This is a genomic window from Pseudoalteromonas sp. Angola-30, assembly GCF_028599215.1.
In the GTDB taxonomy this organism is placed as follows: Bacteria; Pseudomonadota; Gammaproteobacteria; order Enterobacterales; family Alteromonadaceae; genus Pseudoalteromonas; species Pseudoalteromonas atlantica.
Map to the genome: position 1 here is coordinate 56,070 of NZ_JAQREI010000007.1, position 22,544 is coordinate 78,613.

Annotated in this window: 18 protein-coding genes; 8 read left to right on the forward strand and 10 right to left on the reverse strand. The window is 40.5% G+C overall.

Going from position 1 to position 22,544, the window contains the following annotated elements; genetic code table 11:
* From betI to PSH54_RS10900, 3 genes are all read right to left on the reverse strand, one after another.
* Nucleotides 1–576, reverse strand: a complete 576-nt coding sequence (gene betI, locus PSH54_RS10890; protein WP_024031790.1) for a transcriptional regulator BetI — start codon at nucleotides 574–576, stop codon at nucleotides 1–3.
* 414 nt (nucleotides 577–990) lie between these two features.
* The gene (locus PSH54_RS10895) at nucleotides 991–1,296 is read right to left on the reverse strand and encodes a hypothetical protein (protein ID WP_024031789.1); all 306 of its coding nucleotides are present in this window, start codon (nucleotides 1,294–1,296) and stop codon (nucleotides 991–993) included.
* Nucleotides 1,296–1,553 (reverse strand): DUF3081 domain-containing protein, encoded by a 258-nt coding sequence (locus tag PSH54_RS10900; RefSeq protein ID WP_273606196.1) that lies wholly within the window; start codon nucleotides 1,551–1,553, stop codon nucleotides 1,296–1,298. Before PSH54_RS10900 ends, PSH54_RS10895 begins: the two co-directional genes overlap by 1 nt.
* Before the next feature lie 146 nt (nucleotides 1,554–1,699).
* On the opposite strand from PSH54_RS10900, the gene PSH54_RS10905 reads away from it, so the two are divergent.
* Nucleotides 1,700–2,980 carry a flavohemoglobin expression-modulating QEGLA motif protein gene (locus PSH54_RS10905; protein WP_256846284.1) on the forward strand — a complete coding sequence of 427 codons (1,281 nt, stop codon included), beginning with the start codon at nucleotides 1,700–1,702 and terminating at the stop codon, nucleotides 2,978–2,980.
* Between the two features lie 159 nt (nucleotides 2,981–3,139).
* Here PSH54_RS10905 and PSH54_RS10910 read toward each other — a convergent pair whose 3' ends face one another.
* From PSH54_RS10910 to PSH54_RS10935, 6 genes are all read right to left on the reverse strand, one after another.
* Nucleotides 3,140–4,363: a type III PLP-dependent enzyme gene (locus PSH54_RS10910; protein ID WP_121638484.1), complete on the reverse strand. Its 1,224-nt coding sequence runs from the start codon at nucleotides 4,361–4,363 to the stop codon at nucleotides 3,140–3,142.
* A 293-nt stretch (nucleotides 4,364–4,656) separates the two neighbouring features.
* Nucleotides 4,657–5,511, reverse strand: a complete 855-nt coding sequence (locus PSH54_RS10915) for a transporter substrate-binding domain-containing protein (RefSeq protein WP_121638485.1) — start codon at nucleotides 5,509–5,511, stop codon at nucleotides 4,657–4,659.
* Between the two features lie 56 nt (nucleotides 5,512–5,567).
* Nucleotides 5,568–6,371, reverse strand: coding sequence for a DUF1338 domain-containing protein (locus PSH54_RS10920; RefSeq protein WP_248462003.1), 804 nt, complete (start codon nucleotides 6,369–6,371; stop codon nucleotides 5,568–5,570).
* Nucleotides 6,372–6,398: 27 nt separating this feature from the next.
* On the reverse strand, nucleotides 6,399–7,865 hold the full coding sequence (astD, locus tag PSH54_RS10925; RefSeq protein ID WP_273606131.1) for a succinylglutamate-semialdehyde dehydrogenase: 1,467 nt from the start codon (nucleotides 7,863–7,865) through the stop codon (nucleotides 6,399–6,401).
* A 7-nt stretch (nucleotides 7,866–7,872) separates the two neighbouring features.
* Nucleotides 7,873–8,907, reverse strand: coding sequence for an arginine N-succinyltransferase (astA, locus tag PSH54_RS10930; protein ID WP_273606132.1), 1,035 nt, complete (start codon nucleotides 8,905–8,907; stop codon nucleotides 7,873–7,875).
* A 45-nt stretch (nucleotides 8,908–8,952) separates the two neighbouring features.
* Nucleotides 8,953–10,158: an aspartate aminotransferase family protein gene (locus PSH54_RS10935; protein ID WP_248450248.1), complete on the reverse strand. Its 1,206-nt coding sequence runs from the start codon at nucleotides 10,156–10,158 to the stop codon at nucleotides 8,953–8,955.
* 182 nt (nucleotides 10,159–10,340) lie between these two features.
* Here PSH54_RS10935 and PSH54_RS10940 point away from each other — a divergent pair, with 182 nt between their 5' ends.
* Both PSH54_RS10940 and PSH54_RS10945 read left to right on the forward strand, forming a co-directional pair.
* On the forward strand, nucleotides 10,341–10,769 hold the full coding sequence (locus tag PSH54_RS10940) for an Lrp/AsnC family transcriptional regulator (protein WP_031289416.1): 429 nt from the start codon (nucleotides 10,341–10,343) through the stop codon (nucleotides 10,767–10,769).
* A gap of 128 nt (nucleotides 10,770–10,897) precedes the next feature.
* Entirely contained in the window at nucleotides 10,898–12,070 is a 1,173-nt protein-coding gene (locus tag PSH54_RS10945) for a cellulose-binding family II protein (protein ID WP_273606133.1), read from the forward strand.
* Between the two features lie 53 nt (nucleotides 12,071–12,123).
* Here the strand turns inward: PSH54_RS10945 and PSH54_RS10950 are convergent, their stop codons facing one another.
* Nucleotides 12,124–13,056 carry a hypothetical protein gene (locus PSH54_RS10950; protein WP_029774473.1) on the reverse strand — a complete coding sequence of 311 codons (933 nt, stop codon included), beginning with the start codon at nucleotides 13,054–13,056 and terminating at the stop codon, nucleotides 12,124–12,126.
* Between the two features lie 373 nt (nucleotides 13,057–13,429).
* Here PSH54_RS10950 and PSH54_RS10955 point away from each other — a divergent pair, with 373 nt between their 5' ends.
* From PSH54_RS10955 to PSH54_RS10975, 5 genes are read left to right on the forward strand one after another with little or no spacing between them, the layout of a single operon-like run.
* Nucleotides 13,430–13,732, forward strand: coding sequence for an isoamylase early set domain-containing protein (locus PSH54_RS10955; RefSeq protein ID WP_004586437.1), 303 nt, complete (start codon nucleotides 13,430–13,432; stop codon nucleotides 13,730–13,732).
* Nucleotides 13,733–13,741: 9 nt separating this feature from the next.
* On the forward strand, nucleotides 13,742–15,739 hold the full coding sequence (gene malQ / locus PSH54_RS10960; RefSeq protein ID WP_273606134.1) for a 4-alpha-glucanotransferase: 1,998 nt from the start codon (nucleotides 13,742–13,744) through the stop codon (nucleotides 15,737–15,739).
* Nucleotides 15,732–17,951, forward strand: coding sequence for a 1,4-alpha-glucan branching protein GlgB (glgB, locus tag PSH54_RS10965; protein WP_273606135.1), 2,220 nt, complete (start codon nucleotides 15,732–15,734; stop codon nucleotides 17,949–17,951). Before malQ ends, glgB begins: the two co-directional genes overlap by 8 nt.
* Nucleotides 17,944–20,007 carry a glycogen debranching protein GlgX gene (glgX, locus tag PSH54_RS10970; protein WP_273606136.1) on the forward strand — a complete coding sequence of 688 codons (2,064 nt, stop codon included), beginning with the start codon at nucleotides 17,944–17,946 and terminating at the stop codon, nucleotides 20,005–20,007. The genes glgB and glgX overlap by 8 nt, the downstream gene beginning before the upstream one ends.
* Entirely contained in the window at nucleotides 20,000–22,537 is a 2,538-nt protein-coding gene (locus tag PSH54_RS10975) for a glycogen/starch/alpha-glucan phosphorylase (protein ID WP_273606137.1), read from the forward strand. Before glgX ends, PSH54_RS10975 begins: the two co-directional genes overlap by 8 nt.
* The last annotated feature ends 7 nt before the right edge of the window (nucleotides 22,538–22,544 follow it).

The window sequence follows — 22,544 nt, forward strand, 5'->3', positions numbered from 1 at the left end:
CTAGGCTCCATATTGCTTGATGAGTGAATGTACATAGCTTTTTGCTAATGTTTCACTGTGTTTAAATTGGTTTTCGTCAGATTGACTTAATACTGCTCTTAACCATAGGCCATCAATCATGGCGGCGCTAAGTTCTGCAGCTTGTTTTGCTTGCTTTACGGGCATTAGTTGCTTAAAAGAAAATGCTAAATTACTTTGCAAGCGATTACTGTTTACATTTTGCAGCCTGTGCAGCTCTTGATCGTGCATTGACTGCGCCCAAAAACTTAACCACGTACGCGTGGTGTCATTGCGCTGTTGAACAAGTGCAAAGTTGGCCTCAACAATAAACATCAAACGCTCAATTGCGCTGGTGGTTGGCTCAACTTTTTCAATTAATTCATTTTTTAAATTCGATAACAAATACCTAACGGTTGCCTCTATTAACCCCTGCTTACCACCAAAGTAATGGCTAATAATGCCAGATGATAAACCCGCATTTTTACTGATGGTGTTAATGGTTGTTCCTTGCAAACCGCGCTGTGCAACTGACTCAATGGTCGCGTCAATTAGCTGCTGACGCCTGACAGGTTCCATTCCGACTTTAGGCATAATTTTTATTAATTGAACGTTCAATAAAGATAAGCTTAATGTAATAGCTCTAACAATTCAAGGCGCAAGTAAACAACCAGATACCAAGATGTAGATGGATTATTAATAAAAACGGGTTAATTTGTAGTAGTACCATATGTAGGTCTTTATTAATAAAGTCAACTATATTCAATGGGTTACACTTTTATTTTTAAACGCTAAAAATAGTAAGGATTTGTTTACGGGGTATGAGTAATAAAAAAGATAAATATTCGTTAGAATGGTAATAGTTAGAGTACGAAGGGTATTTTAAATAAGCAAACGAAACCATTTCACATGTTTAATTAGTGTACTAATTAAAAAAGTAGCAGTGTGTAATGGCTATAAGAGGAGGGGTTAAGGTTAAAAAAGGCGTGTAAATTAGGCGCTATTAATAACGCCTTTAAATAATAGCGGGTAGCGTCTAAGGCGATTACCTATGTAATCATCGGCTAAGATTTGTTGGCATATAAAATTAACATCGTTACTGGCCTCAAACACCCAGTCAAAGCGTTCAATAGCCAGCAAAAAACCGCGTTTAAGGTGAGTCTGTTCGCGGTATTCATTTAGGTTTCGACGGATTATCTCCAGCTTTTCTGGGTGCGCTTGCAGCTCAGTAATGACCTGGTTTATAAACGAGGTGGTTTGCTTGTTTGTGGTGCGTTTACGAATGCGTCTTGGCTGCATTATTCCTCATTAGCAATGTTGTATAGTTTTTTTAAAAAGTCGTCTTTATGTTTGTCATGCTCATAATCTAGGTGATAAGCATTATGAAACCCAAAGCGTAACAATACGCCGCTACCTTCTAAGTAAATAGTGTAGCCGTCAATGTCAGGGTAAGCCGTAACACCTTGATAATGTTTACCAATATCATTTTGTTTACCGCGCTGCTGAATACGTTCGTACACAGAGAGGATCTGCTTGTTATCGAGTTCGTTTTTCATCATTAACCCTTTATTGTTTAAACCTATTACGTTTTATATATGAGGGTCGATCACCGTAAAAACAATGCCTAATAAGCGCTAAAATAATCTTGCTATTAACTGGTTTTACCTTATGCTCAAGCCTCATTTTTTGTTGAGCTTACACCATGATAGACAAGGCTTTACTGCTTAAAACTCGTGAACTGTCAGAGCAATTAATTGCTTTACAAACACCCATTAGAATACTCGATGCCATTAACTGGGATAAACAAATCAAAGAGGCGTTTTTTAGGCAAAAGTGCCAAAAAAATCCGCTAATCGATAGCGCCTATTACCAGCAACGAGATTTAGGATTTGTCCCCAGCGAATTACGCCAAGCGTTTTCTAACTTGCACCGCAATATTATTAACCAGTTAGGTCAGCTAAATCCTATTTCTCAATACATGGGTAAAATGTGTAGCGAGTATAAAACGGTGCTCAGTATGCTTGAGTATAGAGGAACGCCTGAGTTTCATGATTTGTCGGTAGAGCTTTTTGGTCACCCAAAAGATTTATTTCATGCAGGTGAACCTTCACTGTTCGAACTTGCCAATATGTTAGAAAAACCACTGCAAAACTTATTAATAGCCGATATTTTGCCTGATGATCCTAAAAATATTAATGCAAGTGATGCCGTGCGTATTCTGTCTGAGCAAGTAAATAGCAGTATGGCGGGTATTAATGTAGAGGTTATGCTCAGCGATGGGATTGTCAGTGATGCTGCTGCAGGTGCAAATAACATTAAGCTAAATCAAGATGTTAAATTCTCCCAGCGTGAGCTTGATATTTTAGAAGTGCACGAAGGGTGGATACACGTAGGTACAACGCAAAACGGGCTAGCTCAGCCTTATTTAACCTGTTTAAGTAAAGGGACGCCAAGCTCAACAGTGACTCAAGAAGGCTTAGCTGTTTTAACAGAAATAATTACCCTTAAATCAACGCCTAGGCGTTTATCAAAGTTAGTAAATCGTATTCAAGCAGTTACTAAAGTGATTGATGGCGCAGAGTTTGTTGATATATACCGTGACTACTTAGCGCAAGGGCTTTCAAAAGATGAAAGCTATACGTTAGCACAACGTGTTTTTAGGGGCAGCACGGCAACAGGCTTACCTTTTACTAAGGATATTGCTTACATTAAAGGATTTGTGCTGGTATATAACTTAATTCGTGTTGCTATACAGCTTGGGCGCATTGATCAGCTGCCATTATTGTTGGTCGGAAAAATATCGATTGATGATTTTAGACTTATATCGCAATTACATAGTTTAGGTGTAATAGAAAGCCCAAAATTTGTACCACCACATTTTAAAGATTTACGAGGTTTAGCAACGTGGCTAAGCTTTGGCAGATTTATAGGTGACTTATCGTTTGAACAGTTAGAAAACGACTATAAACCACTATTTTTGTAATTAGTAGCGCAGGTTGCTTTTATTAGAGCCTGCTTTGCTGATCAAAAAGGTAAACAAGCCCCAGTTATTTAACGCAATAAAAAAACGCAGTTGGAATGAGCAACTGCGTTGAAATGTATAGGTACAAGCCAGCGTACCTATAGCGAGGAACTTATTTTCTTAACCTGTTAATACTTGGCTGTGCATTTGCTCGTTTAATACAACGACCTCAGCACGTTTAAAAAAGTTAAAGTCGGTTGCTGTAGCAAGTGTGTAGGCACCCATCATACGGCTAATAATTAAATCGCCATTGTTTAGTTTTGGCAGCATAATTGAATCACTTATTACATCTATACTATCGCATGTTGGGCCTGCAAGTACCGACTCAAAACGCTCGCCATCTTGTTTTGCACTATCGATAGGGTAGGCTGCTTCATCAAACATTAAACCGCTAAAAGAGCCATAAACGCCATCATCTAAGTAGTACCATGTTTTACCTTCGCGCGTGGCTTGTCCCATTACAGAGGCAACACTGGTTACACTACTTGCTACAATAAAACGGCCAGGTTCAGCAATAATTTGCATTGTTTCTGGTAATTGTGCCAGCGCGATATTAATAGGCGCACAAAATACATCAATTGGTAGCACATCTGCGCTGTACGGCACAGGAAACCCACCACCAATATCGAGCGTACTAAGTGCTGGTAAGCCTAACTCAGCCACCTGTTTAACCACTTTTGCAGATGCATTTATCGCTTCAACGTATTTAGTTGGGTTAGGTGATTGCGAGCCAACATGAAACGATAACCCTTTAATACGAATACCAAGTTGCTGGGCAAGGCTAATAATGTCGATTGCCGCCTCTGGGCTGCAGCCAAACTTTTTAGATAAATCAGCAAATGCATCTTTATTACGAAAGCTTAAACGCACTAAAATTTCGGCTTGATCTTTATAGGCAATAAATTTTTCAAGCTCGTTAATGTTATCCACCACAAACACTTTACAGCCGTAGGCAAGTGCGTCTCGAATGTCACTGTCGCGCTTTATTGGGTGCGTGTGAATCGTACGCTCGCTTGGTACGCCTTGGCTTGCTACTAAGTCAACTTCGCCACTGGTTGCTAAATCAAAGCTTGCGCCTTCATCTAATAAAGTGCGCACAACAGCAGCATGCGGTAAAGGCTTTAAAGCAAAATGTAACACAACGCCAGGCAGTGCATGTTTAAGTGCACGGTATTGACGACGTATAGCGTCGCAGTCAAGCACCATTAGAGGTGCGCCAAATTGTGAAGCAAGTTGTTCAATGTGGGCAATACTCGGTTGCGCGTAATCAATTGATTGATTTGCAGCAACCGCTGCTGCAGGTACTTTAGTTACGGTGTCTTGTCGTTGTGTTGATAAAGCCATTTTATTTTCCGAGTCAATTAAGCAACTGCTCGGGTATGGTGTATCCACGAGTCAGTTGAGTGAGATCAATAGTGCAAACGCACAGTCAAATTCACTCTTGGATAGTTGCTCTATCGCCTTGCTACAAACGGGGTTTGTAATGTACTCGGATTGGCTATCATCAAGAAGCGGCGAGATAATAATGTAGGTTTTTATCCAGCGCAATAAAAATTTTAAATAAATTTAAAATAATTTATTTGCTATTAAAATCATTGGTTTATGTTGATTTGTGGAGTTTATCTTGACGATTGATTTTACTCATCAGAGGTTAAGTATACGTGCTCTTGAGAGTAAGCAAGCATCATAGCGCTAGATGTATCTGCACTGTAGGCTTGTTGTAAACTTTTTTGTAAGCGGTCGTAAATTTCGGGGGTGTTCATTAAAATATTGATGGTTTTTATTACTTTTTCGCCAAGCTCTGACTTACTACATGCAAAGTAGCCATTAACAAATTCTGGAAATTCAGCTATTTCACGGCTATCTATTTGTTTTAGTTGCTCATTGGTGAGTGCACCAAGTACGTTAACCTCGTAATCAACAATCATGTCTATTCTATTATGGATGAGAAGTTGAGGCAGTTGAGAGCTGGTATCTTCTGAGCTTATCGCTGCAATTTGCTCATTATACTTTGTTAAAACAGGCTCAAGTTTTTGGTAACTCGTTCCTGAGTCTACGGCAAGGGTAAAGTCTTTTTCTAGTAGTTGAGCAACAGAGACTCGTTCAGGAAAGTTTTGTAAGGTGCGTTTAAATGCGTATATTTTTCGTTGCTCGTAAATAGTAGTTGGTATATTTGAGAACAAAATATGTTTTTCACGCTCGGGCGTTTTTATTATATCGTAGCTGCATACTGCTTCATTACCCATAAGCCGCTTGATTAAACGAGCTTGGTTGGTCCACTGCAATTTAGTATTAATTGTATGATTGAGCAGGCTTTCGAACGTTTTATCTGAGTTTAAAAAGCCATCAGTAGACGCATTCGCTCTAGAGAGTAATGTAAGTGGTTCATTTGCATGACTCAATGATGATATAAGCAGTACATGCAAGATAATCAAAAATTTAGTAAATACAGGCATAAAACTTAGTGTAAATGTTCTAAATATTTTTGTCATAAAAAAAAGCCCAAACGGGCTTTTTTTAAGTTAAAACATTAAAGCATGTTTTATTTTTAACGCGCGTTAGTGCTTTCAAAGATTTTATCAGCAGAGGCTGCAACAAACCCCGTGTAAAGCTCGCCATCGGCTTTAGGGTATCTAATGGCAAACTCATAAAAACAGCTAGGGATGCGCAGTTCGCCGTCGCTAAAGGTGACAGCATACTCATCTGCAAGGGTTGATGATTGCTCTAATAATACCTCTGGTGAGCCTTTTACTTCGCCGCCTGATGTATTTAGGGCGAAGCCTGCGTCTTTAAGTGCTTGGTTAACATCCTGAATATTATCAAACTTAGCAAGCATATTAATATTTACAGTAAAGTGGTTTGCACGATAGCCCCATGCCGACATCCACGCTGCGTACTCACTTTCAGCGAGTAACTGCTTGTAAGTATCGCTACTTACTTGCCAATGTGTGCCTGAGTATAAAAAGTTATCGGCAGTTACTGCGTTTTCATCTATTTGCTCTACCATATCTGTCACAATGGCTTGTAACTCTGGTGAACACTTTTCAACTAATAGCTCTGAAATAAATACTTTAGGTTGCTTAGGGTCGCTATGCTCGTAGTGTTTAGCATAGAGCTTTTTAGCTTCAAAGTGGTATTCACCACACTCTGTATAACCAAGTGCTAAAAAGTGCGCGGCTAGTTTTTCTAGGCCTACTTTTTCAATATTAAAGGTCCGCAGCGCAATATGGTCGTTAATAATGTCATCTTTTTGCGTTGAGCCTAATAAATCATGAATTTTATCTGCCGAGGGGGTAACGGCTAAATAGTTATCCCATAGGTTTTCAAATAATGTATTTACGTTAGTGTGCATGTTAAATCCTTAAATTGAGTTATTCACTTATTCAATTACTAAGCCTGGCGCTAAAGTTTGTGGCAGGTTAACCTTATCGGCCTCAACTGATGCTACAGGGTAGGCACAATAATCAGCTGCATAATACGCACTTGCTCTGTGGTTTCCACTTGCGCCTATGCCACCAAACGGTGCTGCACTAGAGGCACCTGTAATAGGGCGGTTCCAATTGACGATGCCGGCACGAATGCGCTTTAAAAAGTGGCTGTAATCATCTTCGTTATCGCCAAGTAAGCCTGCTGATAGACCAAAGCTGGTGTTATTAGCCTCTGCTATGGCGCTGTCAAAGTCGTTGTAGCGATACACTTTAATGAGCGGGCCAAAGTGTTCTTCATCGGCCATGTTGGTAATGTTAGTTACATCAATAATACCTGGGCTTACAAACCCAGTGCCTGCTTTTAGCTGCTTAAGCTCAACAAGTATTTCGCCACCACTTGCAACTAATTCATTTTGCGCTGCAACCATGCCTAAGGCGGCTTTTTCGCTGATCATGGCGCCCATAAATGGTTGATCGCCAGCAAAGCTGTCATCAACAACAATGTTTTTAGTTGCGCTAATAAGTTTTTCTAAAATAGCATCGCCATTGAGCGATTTTTCAATAAACACGCGGCGTGCACAAGTACAGCGCTGGCCAGAGGTAATAAAGCCCGATTGAATAATATCGTGCACTGCAGCGCTTACATCGGCTACATTTTTAACGATTAATGGGTTATTACCGCCCATTTCAAGCGCTAATATTTTACCTGGGTGGCCTGCAAACTGTTTATGTAATAAATGGCCGGTGTTTGAGCTGCCGGTAAAAAATAAGCCGTCTATGTTTTGATGTGAAGCAAGTGCTTTACCTGTTTCTACTTCACCTTGCACTAGGTTAATAACACCTGCTGGTAAGCCTGCTTTTAACCAAAGTGATAAAGTAAATTCAGCAACGTGAGGGGTTAGCTCTGACGGTTTAAATACCACGGTGTTACCCGCTAAAATAGCCGGTACAATATGGCCATTAGGTAAATGCCCAGGAAAATTATACGGGCCAAATATAGCCACAACGCCGTGTGGTTTATGGCGTATAAAGGCTTTAGCACCCGGCATTGGGTTTTCAGTGGTGCCGGTACGCTCGTGGTACGCTTTAATCGAAATGGCCACTTTACCTGTCATAGCGCCTACTTCTGTGCGTGTTTCCCAAAGAGGCTTGCCGGTTTCGCGCGCTATAATGGCTGCAAATTCTTCGCTGTGCTCTTTTAATTGTGCTACAAAGTTTTCAAGTATGGTTATACGCGACTCAATTGGCGTATCTGCCCATTGTACTTGTGCGGCTCTAGCTGCATTGATTGCAGCATCTACTTGCTCAGCTGTTGCGCCATTACCTTGCCATACAACTTCGCCGTTACTCGGATTAACAGAGCTAAAAGCGGGGCCTTGGCCTGTATGCCATTGGTTATTTATAAGGTGTGTGTTCATATTTGTTTTACAGGCGGAAAAAACGCGCTGCATCTCCTTGGGATAAATTAAGGGCATCAGCCACTTCTTGGCTTATTACTAATGTGTGTTTAGCGTGGTTATAATGGGCGTGTTGGGTAAAGGTTGCTCTAAACCCACCTACACCTTGATTGCAAACGGCTAAAGTATCTGAGCTGTGCTGGCTAATATGTTCCAGCTCGCCAATTGTAATAGGGCATACTTGAGATTCACGAATACTGCGAATATTACCAAGCTTGGCTTCTACCGTTGGGCCTGCATCAAACAAATCAACGTAGCCACGGTGCTCAAAACCTTCTTTTTCGAGCAGTTTAAGTGCGGGTTTAGTTTTTTCATGCACGTTGCCAATCACTGCTTGGGCTTTTTTACTGAGTAAGTTTACGTAAATAGGGTATTTAGGCATTAACTCACTAATAAACACTTTATCGCCAAGCCCTACTAAATGATCGGCCTTGGGAAACTCAATACTAAAAAAGTGCTCTTGCAGCCACTGCCAAAACGGTGAATGACCATCTTCGTCACTTACGCCGCGCATTTCAGCAATCACGGTATCGGCAAAACGCTCGCTGTGCTGCGCCATAAATAAAAAGCGTGAGCGTGATAAAAAGCGCCCAGTTAAGCCTTTACGGCTGTTTTCGCGCAAAAACAAAGTACATATTTCAGAGCATCCGGTGTAATCGTTACACATGCTTAAAATATCAACGGTGTTATAAACATTAAGTGTAGGCGAGTGGTGTACTGTTTTACCTAAATGGTAATGATAAAGCGGCACCGATAAGCCAACAGCGGCTTCTATGGCGGTTGTGCCAATAACCTCACCTGTTTCGCTATCTTCTAAAACAAATAAGTAGCTTTCATCGAGTGGCTGATTGATATTTTTAGCAAAGCTTTTTTCGGCGCGGTCTATTTTGTCTTTTAATTGCTGATCGTCCACCGGAAGTGAGGTAAACCCATGGCCCGATTCAATCGCAATTTGCTTAAGTGCAGCAAAGTCTTCAGTGGTAATAGGACGTAATACTTGCATTTATTACTTGCTCCAACAGCGCGCCCTAAGGCGCGCTTAATTAAATTAGCCGTTTACTACGTCGCTTACTGCTTTTTCAAAGCGTGCTAGGCCTTCTTTAATATCTTCAAATGGAATAACTAAAGAAGGGGTAAAACGAATAACATTCATGCCTGCAACAAGGTTCATTAAACCATTGTTAGCACTGGCAACTAAAAAGTCACGTGCGCGGCCTTCAAATTTATCGTTTAATACCGCACCAATAAGTAAACCTTTACCACGTACTTCGCTAAATACGTTGTATTTTTCGTTAATTGCACTTAAGCCATCGCGAAATAGTTGTTCACGCTCTTTAACGCCGTTGAGTACATCCGGTGTGTTTACGGTGTCAAATGCAGCTTCTGCTACTGCACAAGCTAGTGGGTTACCACCGTACGTAGAGCCATGCGTACCTACTTTTAAGTGCTCTGCGATATGAGTACGAGTGATCATAGCGCCAATAGGAAAACCACCGCCTAACGCTTTAGCTGTCGTTAAAATATCGGGCACTACACCTAAACCTTCGTAAGCGTATAAATCGCCAGTGCGGCCAACGCCTGTTTGTACTTCATCAAAAATTAGCAGTGCATTGTGCTTAGTACATAACTCGCGTACTTTTTTAGCAAATTCGTCGGTAGGTGAAATAATGCCGCCTTCACCTTGTAGTGGCTCCATCATTACGGCACATGTTTTATCACTGATAAGTGCTTCAAATGCTGCAATGTCGTTGTAATCACAATGCATAATGTCGCCAGGTTTAGGGCCAAAGCCATCAGAGTAAGCAGCTTGTCCGCCCACCGTTACAGTAAAAAATGTGCGGCCGTGAAAACCTTTATTAAAGGCAATAATTTGTGATTTTTCTTCGCCGTGTTCGTCAAGTGCAAAACGACGCGCAAGCTTAAGAGCAGCTTCGTTGGCTTCTGCGCCTGAGTTTGCAAAATACACTTTATCAGCAAATGTCGCTTCAACCATTTTTTGTGCTAAACGCAGGGCAGGCTCATTAGTCATCACATTTGATAAGTGCCAAATTTTCTCGCCTTGGTCTTTTAAAGCCGATACAAGCGCTGGGTGACAGTGGCCTAAACAATTAACAGCAATACCGCCTGCAAAATCAATAAACTCATTGTTATTTTGATCCCACACACGTGAGCCTTCGCCGCGCACAGGAATAACTGCCGACGGATTGTAGTTTGGCACCATTACATCGTTAAATAAGTCTCTTGTTACTTGCATTATGTACACCTAAAAATTGTGAATATTGAATAAAGATTAGCAAAATAAAAACGTTAGCGTTTTCTCAGCTAGGTAATTTTTGTTATTAAGCACTATTATCGAAGGTTGTAGGTTAAATTTGCAGTGCTATTTTGTGAAAAATGATTACAATAAAAGTCAAAATAACGAAATCAATAAGCAATATGATAACTTCACAAGACGAAAAGCTACTTTCAATTTTAAAAACCAATGCAAGAGCCAGTATTTCTGACTTGGCACGCATGCTTAATTTATCGCGCTCTACCGTGCAAAGCCGTATGTTAAAACTTGAAGAAACAGGAGTTATAAAAGGCTATAGCGTAGACTACGGTGAAGACTATTTGACCAGTATGGTCTCGGCTCATGTATCTATAAAGGTGATGCAAAAACTCACCACTAAAACCAATTTAGAACTTAAACAGATTGATGCTATTTCTCAGCTTTATGCCATTAGTGGGGAGTTTGATTTAATTGCTGTAGTGCAAGCGCAAAACTTAGAAAAGCTAAGCCATTTACTTGATGATATAGGTAATTTAGATGGGGTAGAGCGCACAACGTCGTCAGTGATTTTAGAAACAAAATTTAAGCGTTAAAGTTAAGTGTTACTAAAGCGAAAGGTTACCTATTGATTTAACTTAATATTTAATTTTATCGAAGTTAGGTATTTTGGCAAAGCCTTACTATACTTATTGTAATTAACACGATTATTTAGCAATGGATTATGCCCACAACGTTATTTTTTGCACTTTTAACTTTAACTGAACCCTTAAAATTAGGTACCAATGTATCGCTTACAACACCAGATAATGCGGTTAACCAAGTGCAATGTATTTTACACAATATGGACATGCCATTTGAGTTGCAATCGTTACCTTGGCTGAGGGCTCGTCGCGAGGTAAAACAAGATAGGTTGGATGGGTATTTTACAACGCATTTAACCTCTGAGATGAGCCAGTATGGTAAGTTGTCATCACCTATTTACCTAGAAAATTGGTACTGGTTTACTCACCCCGATAGCGTTAATAAAGACCCCAAAAAATTACGTTATGGCGTGGTCCATGGCAGTTATCAGGCTAATTGGTTTAAAACGCAAAATATTACCTCGCTGCTTGAAGTAAACTCGCTAGAAGAAATAGTAAACGTACTTCACCATCATAGAGTAGACAAAGTATTACTTGATTTAGATGACTTTAATAATGCTGCCGATCACTTAGGTATTGACGCATCTGCCTACCCGCGCTCATTTTATCGTTATGTGCCTTTAGGTGTTTTTGCTGCTAATAAGCTTATTAATTCGCACCCTTCTTTTTTAGAAAAATTCAACGAAACGATTCCTCAATGTGCCCCTGCACCGTTTTATTTATCACAGGGTGAACAAGTACAAATACTAAATACGTTGTTAGAGCCAATAAAGGCGTTAATTTCACAGCCAATAATTACCGATGCCGCGGCGCAAAGTAACCATATAAAGCTGAAAAACAAAGCGCTTAAACTCGCTGACGAGCTTTGGATAAAAGAAGTTAAAACACATCAACATGATTTAGCTAAAAATATGCTATTTACTGATGCTTCATTATATTTAAAACAATGGCAAAGGCAGTTCAAAGGCATAATTACCGAAATTATAGTGACAGATAAGCAAGGTAAAAATGTGGCTATAAGCAAAATCACCAGCGATTATTGGCAAGGGGATGAGAATAAATTTAGCCTCGTATACCAGCAGTCTTTAGCGTATCGCTTTGACAGTGTTGAATATGATGCTTCAACACATCATTTTCAGGTGCAATTAAGTCTACCGATAAAAAATGCCAAGGGCGATCATATTGGCGTTATTATTTTGGGAGTTGATGTAGAAAAAGCGCTGCACTCATTTAATAACAACGCATTAAATTAATAGCGTGTGCAGCGTCTTATTAAAGCCCGCGTGTATAGCAAAATTTTGTGTAGCTATTTATTTACGGCAGTCTTTGGCGCTTGTCTGATAACGGTTTTTTGTGCTTCATTTAATTTAATAACGTAAGCATTTCCTCCTACCAGCCCTTTAAATTCTTCATCGGTAAAAATAAGTGTATTATCATCATAAAAGGTGATCGCTTCTTTTTGCGTGACAATACCTAAATCGATTCGAGACACATCACCAGAAAAAAACTTGTCGCCTTTAAAGTTTTCGAACAGCCAAATGCTTGTAGAATCAAGTAACACAAGTTTAGTCCTGTCAGGGCTAAGAGCAGCGGATGTGATCCAACAGAGTTTTTCTAGAGTTGTGCATGTTTTAAATGAATCAATTAACTGAGCATCAAAATTGGCTGCATGATCGCCCACTTTATAAACATTGGTTATGCCATCGAAAGGTTCTGTTCTATTTTTGGTAAATAAATATAAATGGCGTTTGTATTCTACAAAGGCTTCTAAATCAAAGTTGCGTTTATTAGGCGTAATGGGAGTGCCGTCCATTTCAGGATAGGTGAATTTAATAATTTCGGCTTCGGTGGTCTCTGTTTTTATATCTATTGGGTTTTCTATTTTATAGATAGTTAACCACTTTCGATCGTTTTTATTATTGCCAAAATCACCTAAGAAAAAATGACCAAATTTATTTTGCGTCATGTCTTCCCAGTCTATATTTTTAGCATTCGTAACAAGGATTTCTTTTTCAATAGCGCCATCTTCGCCCAGGCGATAAAGTTTTGGGTCGTCACCGCCATCGTTAATCGCCCACAAACGCTTTTTTTTATCAAACTCAATGCCTGAAATTTCTTTTAATTTAGGGTCTACTGATAATTGCTTTTTACTATAAAGGGTATATACAGAAAGGCTTACAAAGGAGGCAAGTGCAATAAATACAATTACCGTAGTAAATAAAATGCTTTTTTTCAACATGAAATTTTTGGTATTTCAGAGACGTAAGATGCTGTGTATTATTACTTAAGCACACTGATAACGAAAGAATTTTATAGGTTAGTGTGAACCTTTATACGATTTTTTGCTCAATATATTAATAATGAAAAATGATTAAGTTGGTTTAATACTTGCTGTACATTAGTTTGTCATTAATAAGCGAAAATTTTTATCGTAATCGCACCTTATATGTGCAGCTAAAAACTTTTTTGCACTGTAATAATGCGTAAATAAAAATTTGTTTAAATTACCCGCGTTTAATGATGTTTAAATGCACCCCACATCGCCCTTTAAAGTGTTGTATCGGCCCTGTGGCAAAGATTAAGTACCCATTTTGGTTTAGTTGGAGCCTACTATGTTGAATAAACGTTTTTTCAAAACAAAAAATGAAGCTGAAGTTACCTTTGAGTTTACCCACCCTGATGCAGAGCAAGTAAGTTTACTTGGCGAATTTACCGATTGGCAGCCGGTGCCTATGAAGCTTAATAAAAAAGAAGGGGTATTTAAATGTAAGCAACGCTTGCCAGTTGATCAGCAGTTTCATTTTCGTTATTTAATTAATGGTGATATTTGGGATAACGACCACCAAGCAGATGACTACCTACCTAATACATTTGGCACAGAAAATAGCATAGTGAACACTCAACGCATAAATTAAGGCGAATAAATGGACGCACTTTCGCAGTTGTTTTATCTGCACGGTATTGGTTATGAGTTTACTAAATACACGGGCGAGCAGGTTATATTTAGCGAAGACACGCGCAAACGTGCCTTACAATGTTGTGGTGTAAATACCGAAGATGAACACCAAATAGCACAGCTTAATTATCAATTAGATGTTGCGCCTTGGTTAGAGTTAGCACCCGATACCAGCTTAGTGAATTTAACTGATAACCTTTTTTATATTCGCATAGATGAGCGTCAACGTGATTTACCTGTTGCGATAACGTTGCCACAGTTAAACGTTACCTATGAGCGTGCTAACTTACATAATTTGGCCATCACTGGCGATTACTATGTACATGGCGTGCGTTATATTGAAGTAGCAGTGCCTTTAGGGGCTATTCCGGTAGGTTATCATCAGGCGCTGGTTAGTGTAGGGGAGCAAAGCAAAGAAATTCAATTGTGGGCCACCCCAGAAAAAGTTTTTCAAGTAGATGATACTAAGCGCACTGGACTCTCGCTGCAGTTGTACACAGTTAAAAACAAAGCAGGCCTAGGTATAGGGGATTTTAATGATTTACTAGAGCTATGTGATTTATGTGCGCAGCAGCACATGGACTACATATTACTCAACCCATTACATTTGCTGTTTGCACAGCAAAGTGAGCGAGCCAGTCCCTATAGCCCTAATAGCCGTGCGTTATTAAATCCTTTGTACATTTGTGTTGATCTATCAGCTGATGCTAAAAACAATCCACAATTAGATGCTTTGTTACACAGTGATGAGGTAAAAGCGCTTTTTAACAGCAATGAACAGTTTATAAATTATGAAAAAGTAAGCGCCGTTAAATATGCATTATTTAAAGCGCTATTTAGTCATTTTGAAGCACATGCCAGCGTTTCACGACGCGATGAGTTTGCCCAGTTTTGCAAACAAAACGCCCAGACCCTAACTACGCTAAATTCAGCCAATCCTACCTTTGATTACTACTTACAATGGCAGGCTAAATTACAATTAAGCCATTGTCAGCAGCACTGTTTAAATAAAGGCATGACAATAGGTTTAATTAATGACCTTGCTGTTGGTTGTGCAGGTGATGGCGTTGAGTATCAATCTCAGCAATCACTTTTTAGTGATAATGCCAATGTTGGCGCACCGCCAGACCCTTGGGCGCAAGCAGGGCAAAATTGGGGGCTGCCTGCGCTTAACCCGCAACAATTAAAAAATGATCACTTTGCCTTTTATCGCTCACTTATTAGCGCAAACATGCAAGGCGTTGGTGGTTTGCGCATTGATCACGTTATGGCGCTAAGGCGCTTATGGTGGTGCTTTGAAAATAATCACTCACAAGATGGCTGTTATGTTTATTACCCTTTCGAGCACTTATTGGCTATTTTAAAAATAGAGTCTCACCTTAATCAGTGCATAGTAATAGGAGAAGACTTAGGCATAGTCCCGCCCGAGGTAAAACACGCACTTGCTGTAAGTGGTATTTATTCAAATAGCTTATTTTATTTTGAAAAACAACATGATGGCGAGTTTTTACCGTTACAAGAATTACCTAAGCATTGTTTAATTATGATAGCGAATCATGACGTACCGCCATTTTGCGGCTGGTGGCAAACAGATGATTTAGATATTAAACGTCAGTATCAGCTTATTGATGATCAGCAGTACCAACAGCAATTGCACGAAAGACAACAAGAAAAACAACGATTACTGCGTTTTATACAGTTACATAGCGCAGAGCAACTTAGCGAAACTAGCGATGCTATGTGTGTTTACGGTGAACTTGCCAAAGCACTTGCACACAGTGAGACCCGTTTATTTGCACTTCAGCTTGATGATTTAGATAAACAAACGTATCCGGTGAATATACCCGGTACTAATACCGAATACCCAAATTGGCGCCGTGTTTTAACTCATTCAAGCAACGCTATTTTTAAAAATAATGCCAGTACCTTGGCTGCAGTTAATTCAATAAGGAAAGGATATGAGTAGTACCGCACCAAAGGATTCATTACAGACCCATTACGACGCACAGGTAACTGCACTACAAGGCGGCAGATTTAAAGACCCTTTTAGTTTTTTAGGGGCACATGCTTATAAAAATGGCTACGAAATACGCGTGTATTTACCCGAGGCTAAAAATGTAAATATTATTATTAATGATAAAAAAGTTATTGCTAAGCGTTATAACAGTAGTGATTTATTCATTGCAACAAGCAACGAAATGCCCACGCAACCTTATAAGTGTAACGTTGAATATGCAAACTCAGCATTATGTTTTTACGATGAATATAGCTTTGCAAGCAGCCTAGATACAGATGCAATGTATTTATTTAACGAAGGCAGTTTAGAGCATGCATATAAACATTTAGGCGCACACTTTATTAACCAACAAGGGGTTGATGGAGTGCGTTTTTGTGTGTGGGCGCCTAATGCAGCCAGTGTATCTGTTATTGGCGAATTTAACCTTTGGCAAGCTAATCGTCATTATATGCGTTTTCATCCTGCGTGTGGTGTATGGGAGCTTTTTATCGCAGGGCTTCAGCCCGATACCTGTTATAAATTTTCTATTGTGACACAGCAAGGCGATGTGCTTGAAAAAGCAGATCCGTTTGCCTTTAAAATGCAGCAAGCTCCGGGTACGGCCAGTGTGTTACAACAGCAAGCAACGCCTATTTCGCTCAGTGATAGCGAGCTTAAAAACCGTCAAAAGCGTAACCATATAGACGCGCCCATAAGTATTTACGAAGTGCACTTAGGGTCATGGCAAAGGGCTGAAGAAAACCGCTATTTAAGCTATAGCGAACTTGCCGACAAACTTGTTAATTACACGCTTGAAATGGGCTTTACGCATATTCAATTAATGCCAATAAGTGAATATCCGTTTGATGGCTCTTGGGGCTACCAGCCAGTGGGATTGTTTGCACCAACTAGTCGCTTTGGTGATTACAGCAGTTTTAAATACTTTGTTCAGCAGTGCCACAAAGCAAACTTAGGCGTGCTACTTGATTGGGTGCCTGGGCATTTTCCTAGTGATCCGCATGGTTTACACCACTTTGACGGCACGCATTTATTTGAACATGCCGATATTCGACAGGGCTTTCACCCTGATTGGAATACCTATATTTATAATTACGACCGCCCGGAGGTTAAAAGCTTTTTAATCTCTAATGCGATGTATTGGCTAGAGCAATTTGGCCTTGATGGACTGCGCGTAGATGCGGTGGCTTCAATGCTTTATTTAGATTACAGCCGCAAAGAAGGTGAATGGGTTGCCAATTGTTATGGTGGGCGAGAAAACCTAGGCGCTATTGAGTGCTTAAAGCAGGTAAATTTGCGTAGTTATAAAAATAATCCGGGCATTATGATGGTGGCTGAAGAGTCGACCGCGTGGCCGGGGGTCACTCAAAGTGTTGATCACAATGGCTTAGGTTTTGGCTACAAATGGAATATGGGGTGGATGAACGACAGCCTTCATTACATGCAACATGATCCGCTTTATAGGCAGCATCATCATCACGAAATGACGTTTTCTATGGTGTACGCATTTAGCGAAAATTACATTTTACCGCTAAGTCATGACGAAGTTGTACATGGTAAAGGCTCATTAATTGAAAAAATGCCCGGTGATGATTGGCAAAAATTTGCCAATCTACGTGCGTATTACGCATTTATGTGGGCGCACCCAGGCAAAAAGCTGCTGTTTATGGGCGGCGAAATAGCACAGCGAAAAGAGTGGGATCACAACCATTCTATTGATTGGCATTTGCTAGAGCATAAAAGCCACCGCGGTATACAAAACACTGTACAAGCGCTTAATACTGTTTATAAAAAGTCGCCTGCACTGTATGAACTCGACTCAAGCCCTGCGGGTTTTGAATGGATAGATAACAACAATAACGAGCAAAGTATATTTAGTTTTGTACGTTATGCTAAAAATGCCCACGACTTTATTGTAGTAGTGGCAAACTTTACGCCTGTTTCTTATCAAGAGTATGAAATTGGGGTACCCGCAGCGGGTAAATATAAGGTTATTTTAAACACCGATGATGACGCTTTTTTTGGCTCAGGTATTAAAGTAACAGCAAACAAAAACGCCACGGTTAGTAGCGTAAAGGCAAGCGTTCATGGTTTTTCGCATAGCATTAAAATTGCAGTGGGCGGGTTAACGACTATTTATTTACAAAAGGTTGAAGATGAGTAATCGATTTGAGGTTTCACATGGGCAACCACAGCCACTTGGCGCAACTATTAGCAGTGGCGGCGTTAACTTTAGCTTGTACGCACCTAAGGCAACACAAGCTTATGTGTGCTTATTTGATAAAAGTGGGCACTCTGAAATATTAAAAGTAACCATGCATATCAACGAAGGCGGTATATGGACAGCCCATGTAGCACCCTTAGCCGAATGCGCATTATATGGTTATCGCGTAGAAGGGGAGTACAGTCCTGAAAAAGGCCTGCTGTTTAACGAGCACAAATTGCTGATTGACCCTTATGCAAAAGACTTATTTGGCGAATTTACATGGAGTGAGCGCCACTATGGGCAAATGCCTATTGGCACGAAAAGCACCGTTAATAATGCCATTGATATACCTAAATCACGGGTTATTAATAGCCAGCCTTATAAACATAAAAAGCCAAACCATAGCTGGTCTAATACCGTTATTTATGAGTGCCATGTAAAAGGCGCCACGTGCCGACACCCTAATATCCCTAAAAATTTACAAGGTAAGTTTTTAGGCTTAAGCCACCCTAGCTTTATTGAGCATTTGCATAATTTAGGGGTTACCGCACTAGAGCTGCTCCCTGTACATGCTTTTATAAGTGAGCAGTTTTTAACAGCAAAAGGGCTGCAAAATTATTGGGGCTACAACACACTCAACTTTTTTACCCCGCATAAAGATTATTTAGTTGATGATGACATTAACGAATTTAAGCGCATGGTTAGCGAGCTTCATAAAGCGGATATAGAGGTTATTTTAGATGTGGTTTATAACCACACCGCAGAAGCGGGCGCCGATGGGCCGATTTTATCGCTCAGAGGGCTAGATAACCTAGCTTATTACCGGACGGTGGCTGATAAGCCTCAGGTGTATATAAACGATACAGGCTGTGGTAACACCATTAATATTGATCATCCTAAAACCTTAAAGCTGGTACTTGATAGCTTACGTTATTGGGTGCAAGTAATGGGAGTAGACGGATTTAGGTTTGATTTAGCCACCATTTTAGGCCGAAATGCCCATGGTTTTAATAGCGCCCATGCGTTTTTTCAAGCCATTGAGCAAGACCCTGTATTAAGTCGTGTAAAGCTTATTAGTGAGCCCTGGGATATAGGGCCAGGAGGTTATCAACTGGGGGCTTTTGCTGCACCTTGGCGAGAGTGGAATGACCAATACAGAGATGTAATACGCCGATTTTGGCAAAGCGAAGAAGGCGTTATTGCAAATGTAGCAAAACGTATTCATGGCTCATTTGATATTTTTGAGCACAGCCAGCGCGGGCCGCTAAACAGTATTAATTTTATTACCAGCCATGATGGTTTTACGCTTGCCGATTTGGTGAGTTATGAGCATAAACATAATGAAGCGAATGGCGAGCAAAATCGCGATGGCCACAGCGCTAATCATTCCACCAATTGTGGTGTTGAAGGATTTACTAATGATGCCAAAATTATTGCCCTAAGGCTGCAGCAACAAAAGAACTTTTTACTTACGCTAATACTCTCAAAAGGGGTGCCTATGATTGCCTCAGGCAGTGAAATGGGTCACTCGCAAGGGGGCAATAATAATGCGTATTGTCAAAATAACCGCACCAGTTGGTTGGCATGGAAAGACTCGCAGCTAAATCATTCACTAACCCGATTTATTGACGATGCACTAAAAATAAGACGTGGTCACAGTGCGTTTAAACACAGTGTGTTCTCAGAAGATATTGACGAGCGCTTTACGGTTAAATGGTTTACCGAGCAAGGCGTAAAAATGACCGACGAGCATTGGCACGAGCCACAGCGCCAGTTTTTAATGTATAGCTTGTTAGATAAGCAAAATAAATACGCCTTATTAATCATTTTAAATGCGAGTAAAAAAACAGTTTTTTGTAAGTTACCCCCATCGCCTATCGCGGCGCAATGGGACATGGTTTTATCAAGTGTACATAACGCATCGCTAAGCAGTAAAGAGGATGCAATAGTCGAAATTTCAGCACAAAGCAGCTGGGTTTTTAGTGCAAATTTAGAGGACGATGGTCATGTCTAAGCAAGACGAAAATGTGTGTGTGGTAAAAGGGTGGCAAGAAGGCCCTGTAATTGATGAAAGCACTTTAAAAGATGATTTAACTCGGCACTTTTATTACAGTTTAGGGCGTGACAAAGTGGGTGAGTCGCAACTGTATTTATATCATGCGCTTGCGCTGACAATCAGAGATCGGCTGGTTGCCCGTTGCAGAGAAACCAAACAACAAATCAAGCAAGAAAAACGCCGTAAAACAGCTTACCTATCGCTAGAGTTTTTAATGGGTAGAGCACTTGGTAATGCAATTTTAAATCTCGACTTAGACGAGCAAGTCTCCAATGCACTGCAAGAGTATTGCACCACAATTGAAACCGTAGCCCAGGCAGAACACGATGCAGGGCTAGGTAATGGTGGCCTTGGGCGTTTAGCTGCCTGCTTTTTAGATAGTTGTGCAAGCCTTGCGCTTCCCGTGGTTGGTTACGGTATTCGCTACGAATACGGTATGTTTAACCAATCATTAAAAAATGGCCACCAAGTTGAGCAACCCGATAACTGGCTTCGTGAGGGGCACCCGTGGGAGCTTGCCGCGCCTGAGCAATCACAACGAGTGAAGTTTTTTGGGCACGTACAAAGTTATACCGACAAACATGGGCGCGAACACCGTCAATGGGTTGGTTGTCACGACGTATTAGCTGTGCCATATGATGTGCCTATTCCTGGTTATAAAAACGACATTGTTAATACGCTAAGGCTATGGAAATCAGAAGCGACCGACGAATTTAACTTAACCGAGTTTAATGCGGGGAGTTATTCAGAAGCGGTAGCGCAAAAAAACCTAGCAGAACAAATCACAATGGTGCTTTACCCAAATGACAGCAGTGAAAATGGTAAAGAGCTTAGATTGCGCCAACAGTACTTTTTATCATCAGCGAGTATTCAAGATATCGTATCGCAATGGGTTGAACAATACGGCGAAGACTTTAGTGACTTTGCTGCACATCATGTATTTCAATTAAACGATACGCACCCAAGTATTGCCGTGGCAGAGTTAATGCGCATTTTAGTTGATGACTACGAGATTGATTGGGATAACGCGTGGGAAATTACAACCAGCACAATGGCTTACACTAACCACACGCTATTGCCTGAGGCATTAGAAAAATGGTCAGTGCCGCTTTTTGCAAAACTATTGCCGCGAATTTTAGAAATTATTTATGAAATAAACGCCCGCTTTTTAGCGCAAGTGGCTCAGCATTGGCCAGGCGATGCAAGTAAGCAGCGTGCACTTTCGTTAATTGAAGAAGGCGACGTGCCGCAAATACGCATGGCTTATTTAGCGATTGTGGGCAGCTATTCGGTAAATGGTGTGGCCGCACTACATACCCAACTTTTAAAAGAAGGGCTATTTAAAACCTTTTATGAGCTTTGGCCTAACAAGTTTAATAATAAAACCAACGGGGTTACCCCAAGGCGTTGGTTAGCACACTGCAACCCGGCCTTGAGTCATTTAATTACAGAAAAAATTGGCTCAAAATGGGTTAGCGATTTTGCAGATATAAGCCAATTACGCCGCTACTTCGACGACACCGCGTTTCATCAGCAATGGCAAAATGTTAAACGCGAAAACAAACAACGTCTCGTCGATTTAGTGAAAGAGCGCTGTGGTGTTGATTTTGATGTAGAGATGATGTTTGACGTACAAGTTAAACGTATTCACGAATACAAACGCCAGTTATTAAATGTACTTCATGTTATTCATTTATATGACCGTATACGCCGAGGCGATACCACAAACTTAGTACCACGTTGTGTGCTTTTAGGGGGTAAAGCCGCCCCTGGTTATTACATGGCTAAAAAAATAATTAAGCTAATTAATAACGTAGCTGAGGTTATTAATAAAGACCCACTTGCAGCGCCTTATTTACGAGTTGCGTTTTTGCCAAATTATAATGTAACCGCCATGGAAACTATTTGCCCTGCAACCGATTTATCAGAGCAAGTATCGACCGCAGGTAAAGAAGCATCAGGCACCGGTAACATGAAGTTTATGATGAATGGTGCGCTTACTATTGGTACGTTAGATGGGGCGAATATTGAAATTAGAGACGCTGTTGGCGCTGATAACTTCTTTTTGTTTGGTGCGCAGGCTCATCAAATTGATGATATTAAATCGCGATATAACCCTTCACATTTAATAGAGCAAAACAGCGACCTAAGCCATGTAATGCAGTTACTCGAAAGCGGGCAATTTAACCTGTTTGAGCCTAATTTATTTGACGACATTATTAATGCTATTAAAAGCCCTCACGATCCGTGGTTGGTTGCACATGACTTTGAAAGCTATGTGGCAGCGCAAAAGCAGGTAGAGGCTGCGTATCAAGACCAAACGCATTGGACGCAAATGAGTATTTTAAATACGGCCGCAAGCGGCATATTTTCAAGCGATAGAACCATAAGCCAATACAGTGAAGATATTTGGCACCTAACCCCCCTAACTATTAGTGAAACAGACTTACACGCAACTACGAGCCATGCCACTAAGAGCACAGACTAAACGGAGA

Coding starts and splice junctions, on each gene's coding strand:
- PSH54_RS10905 (WP_256846284.1), top strand. CDS start 1,700: ATGATAGACAAGGCTTTACTGCTTAAAACTCGTGAACTGTCAGAGCAA.
- PSH54_RS10915 (WP_121638485.1), bottom strand. CDS start 5,511: ATGACAAAAATATTTAGAACATTTACACTAAGTTTTATGCCTGTATTT.
- PSH54_RS10900 (WP_273606196.1), bottom strand. CDS start 1,553: ATGAAAAACGAACTCGATAACAAGCAGATCCTCTCTGTGTACGAACGT.
- glgB (WP_273606135.1), top strand. CDS start 15,732: ATGAGTAGTACCGCACCAAAGGATTCATTACAGACCCATTACGACGCA.
- astD (WP_273606131.1), bottom strand. CDS start 7,865: ATGAACACACACCTTATAAATAACCAATGGCATACAGGCCAAGGCCCC.
- PSH54_RS10950 (WP_029774473.1), bottom strand. CDS start 13,056: ATGTTGAAAAAAAGCATTTTATTTACTACGGTAATTGTATTTATTGCA.
- PSH54_RS10910 (WP_121638484.1), bottom strand. CDS start 4,363: ATGGCTTTATCAACACAACGACAAGACACCGTAACTAAAGTACCTGCA.
- PSH54_RS10895 (WP_024031789.1), bottom strand. CDS start 1,296: ATGCAGCCAAGACGCATTCGTAAACGCACCACAAACAAGCAAACCACC.
- glgX (WP_273606136.1), top strand. CDS start 17,944: ATGAGTAATCGATTTGAGGTTTCACATGGGCAACCACAGCCACTTGGC.
- PSH54_RS10920 (WP_248462003.1), bottom strand. CDS start 6,371: ATGCACACTAACGTAAATACATTATTTGAAAACCTATGGGATAACTAT.
- astA (WP_273606132.1), bottom strand. CDS start 8,907: ATGCAAGTATTACGTCCTATTACCACTGAAGACTTTGCTGCACTTAAG.
- betI (WP_024031790.1), bottom strand. CDS start 576: ATGGAACCTGTCAGGCGTCAGCAGCTAATTGACGCGACCATTGAGTCA.
- PSH54_RS10975 (WP_273606137.1), top strand. CDS start 20,000: ATGTCTAAGCAAGACGAAAATGTGTGTGTGGTAAAAGGGTGGCAAGAA.
- PSH54_RS10935 (WP_248450248.1), bottom strand. CDS start 10,158: ATGCAAGTAACAAGAGACTTATTTAACGATGTAATGGTGCCAAACTAC.
- malQ (WP_273606134.1), top strand. CDS start 13,742: ATGGACGCACTTTCGCAGTTGTTTTATCTGCACGGTATTGGTTATGAG.
- PSH54_RS10940 (WP_031289416.1), top strand. CDS start 10,341: ATGATAACTTCACAAGACGAAAAGCTACTTTCAATTTTAAAAACCAAT.
- PSH54_RS10945 (WP_273606133.1), top strand. CDS start 10,898: ATGCCCACAACGTTATTTTTTGCACTTTTAACTTTAACTGAACCCTTA.
- PSH54_RS10955 (WP_004586437.1), top strand. CDS start 13,430: ATGTTGAATAAACGTTTTTTCAAAACAAAAAATGAAGCTGAAGTTACC.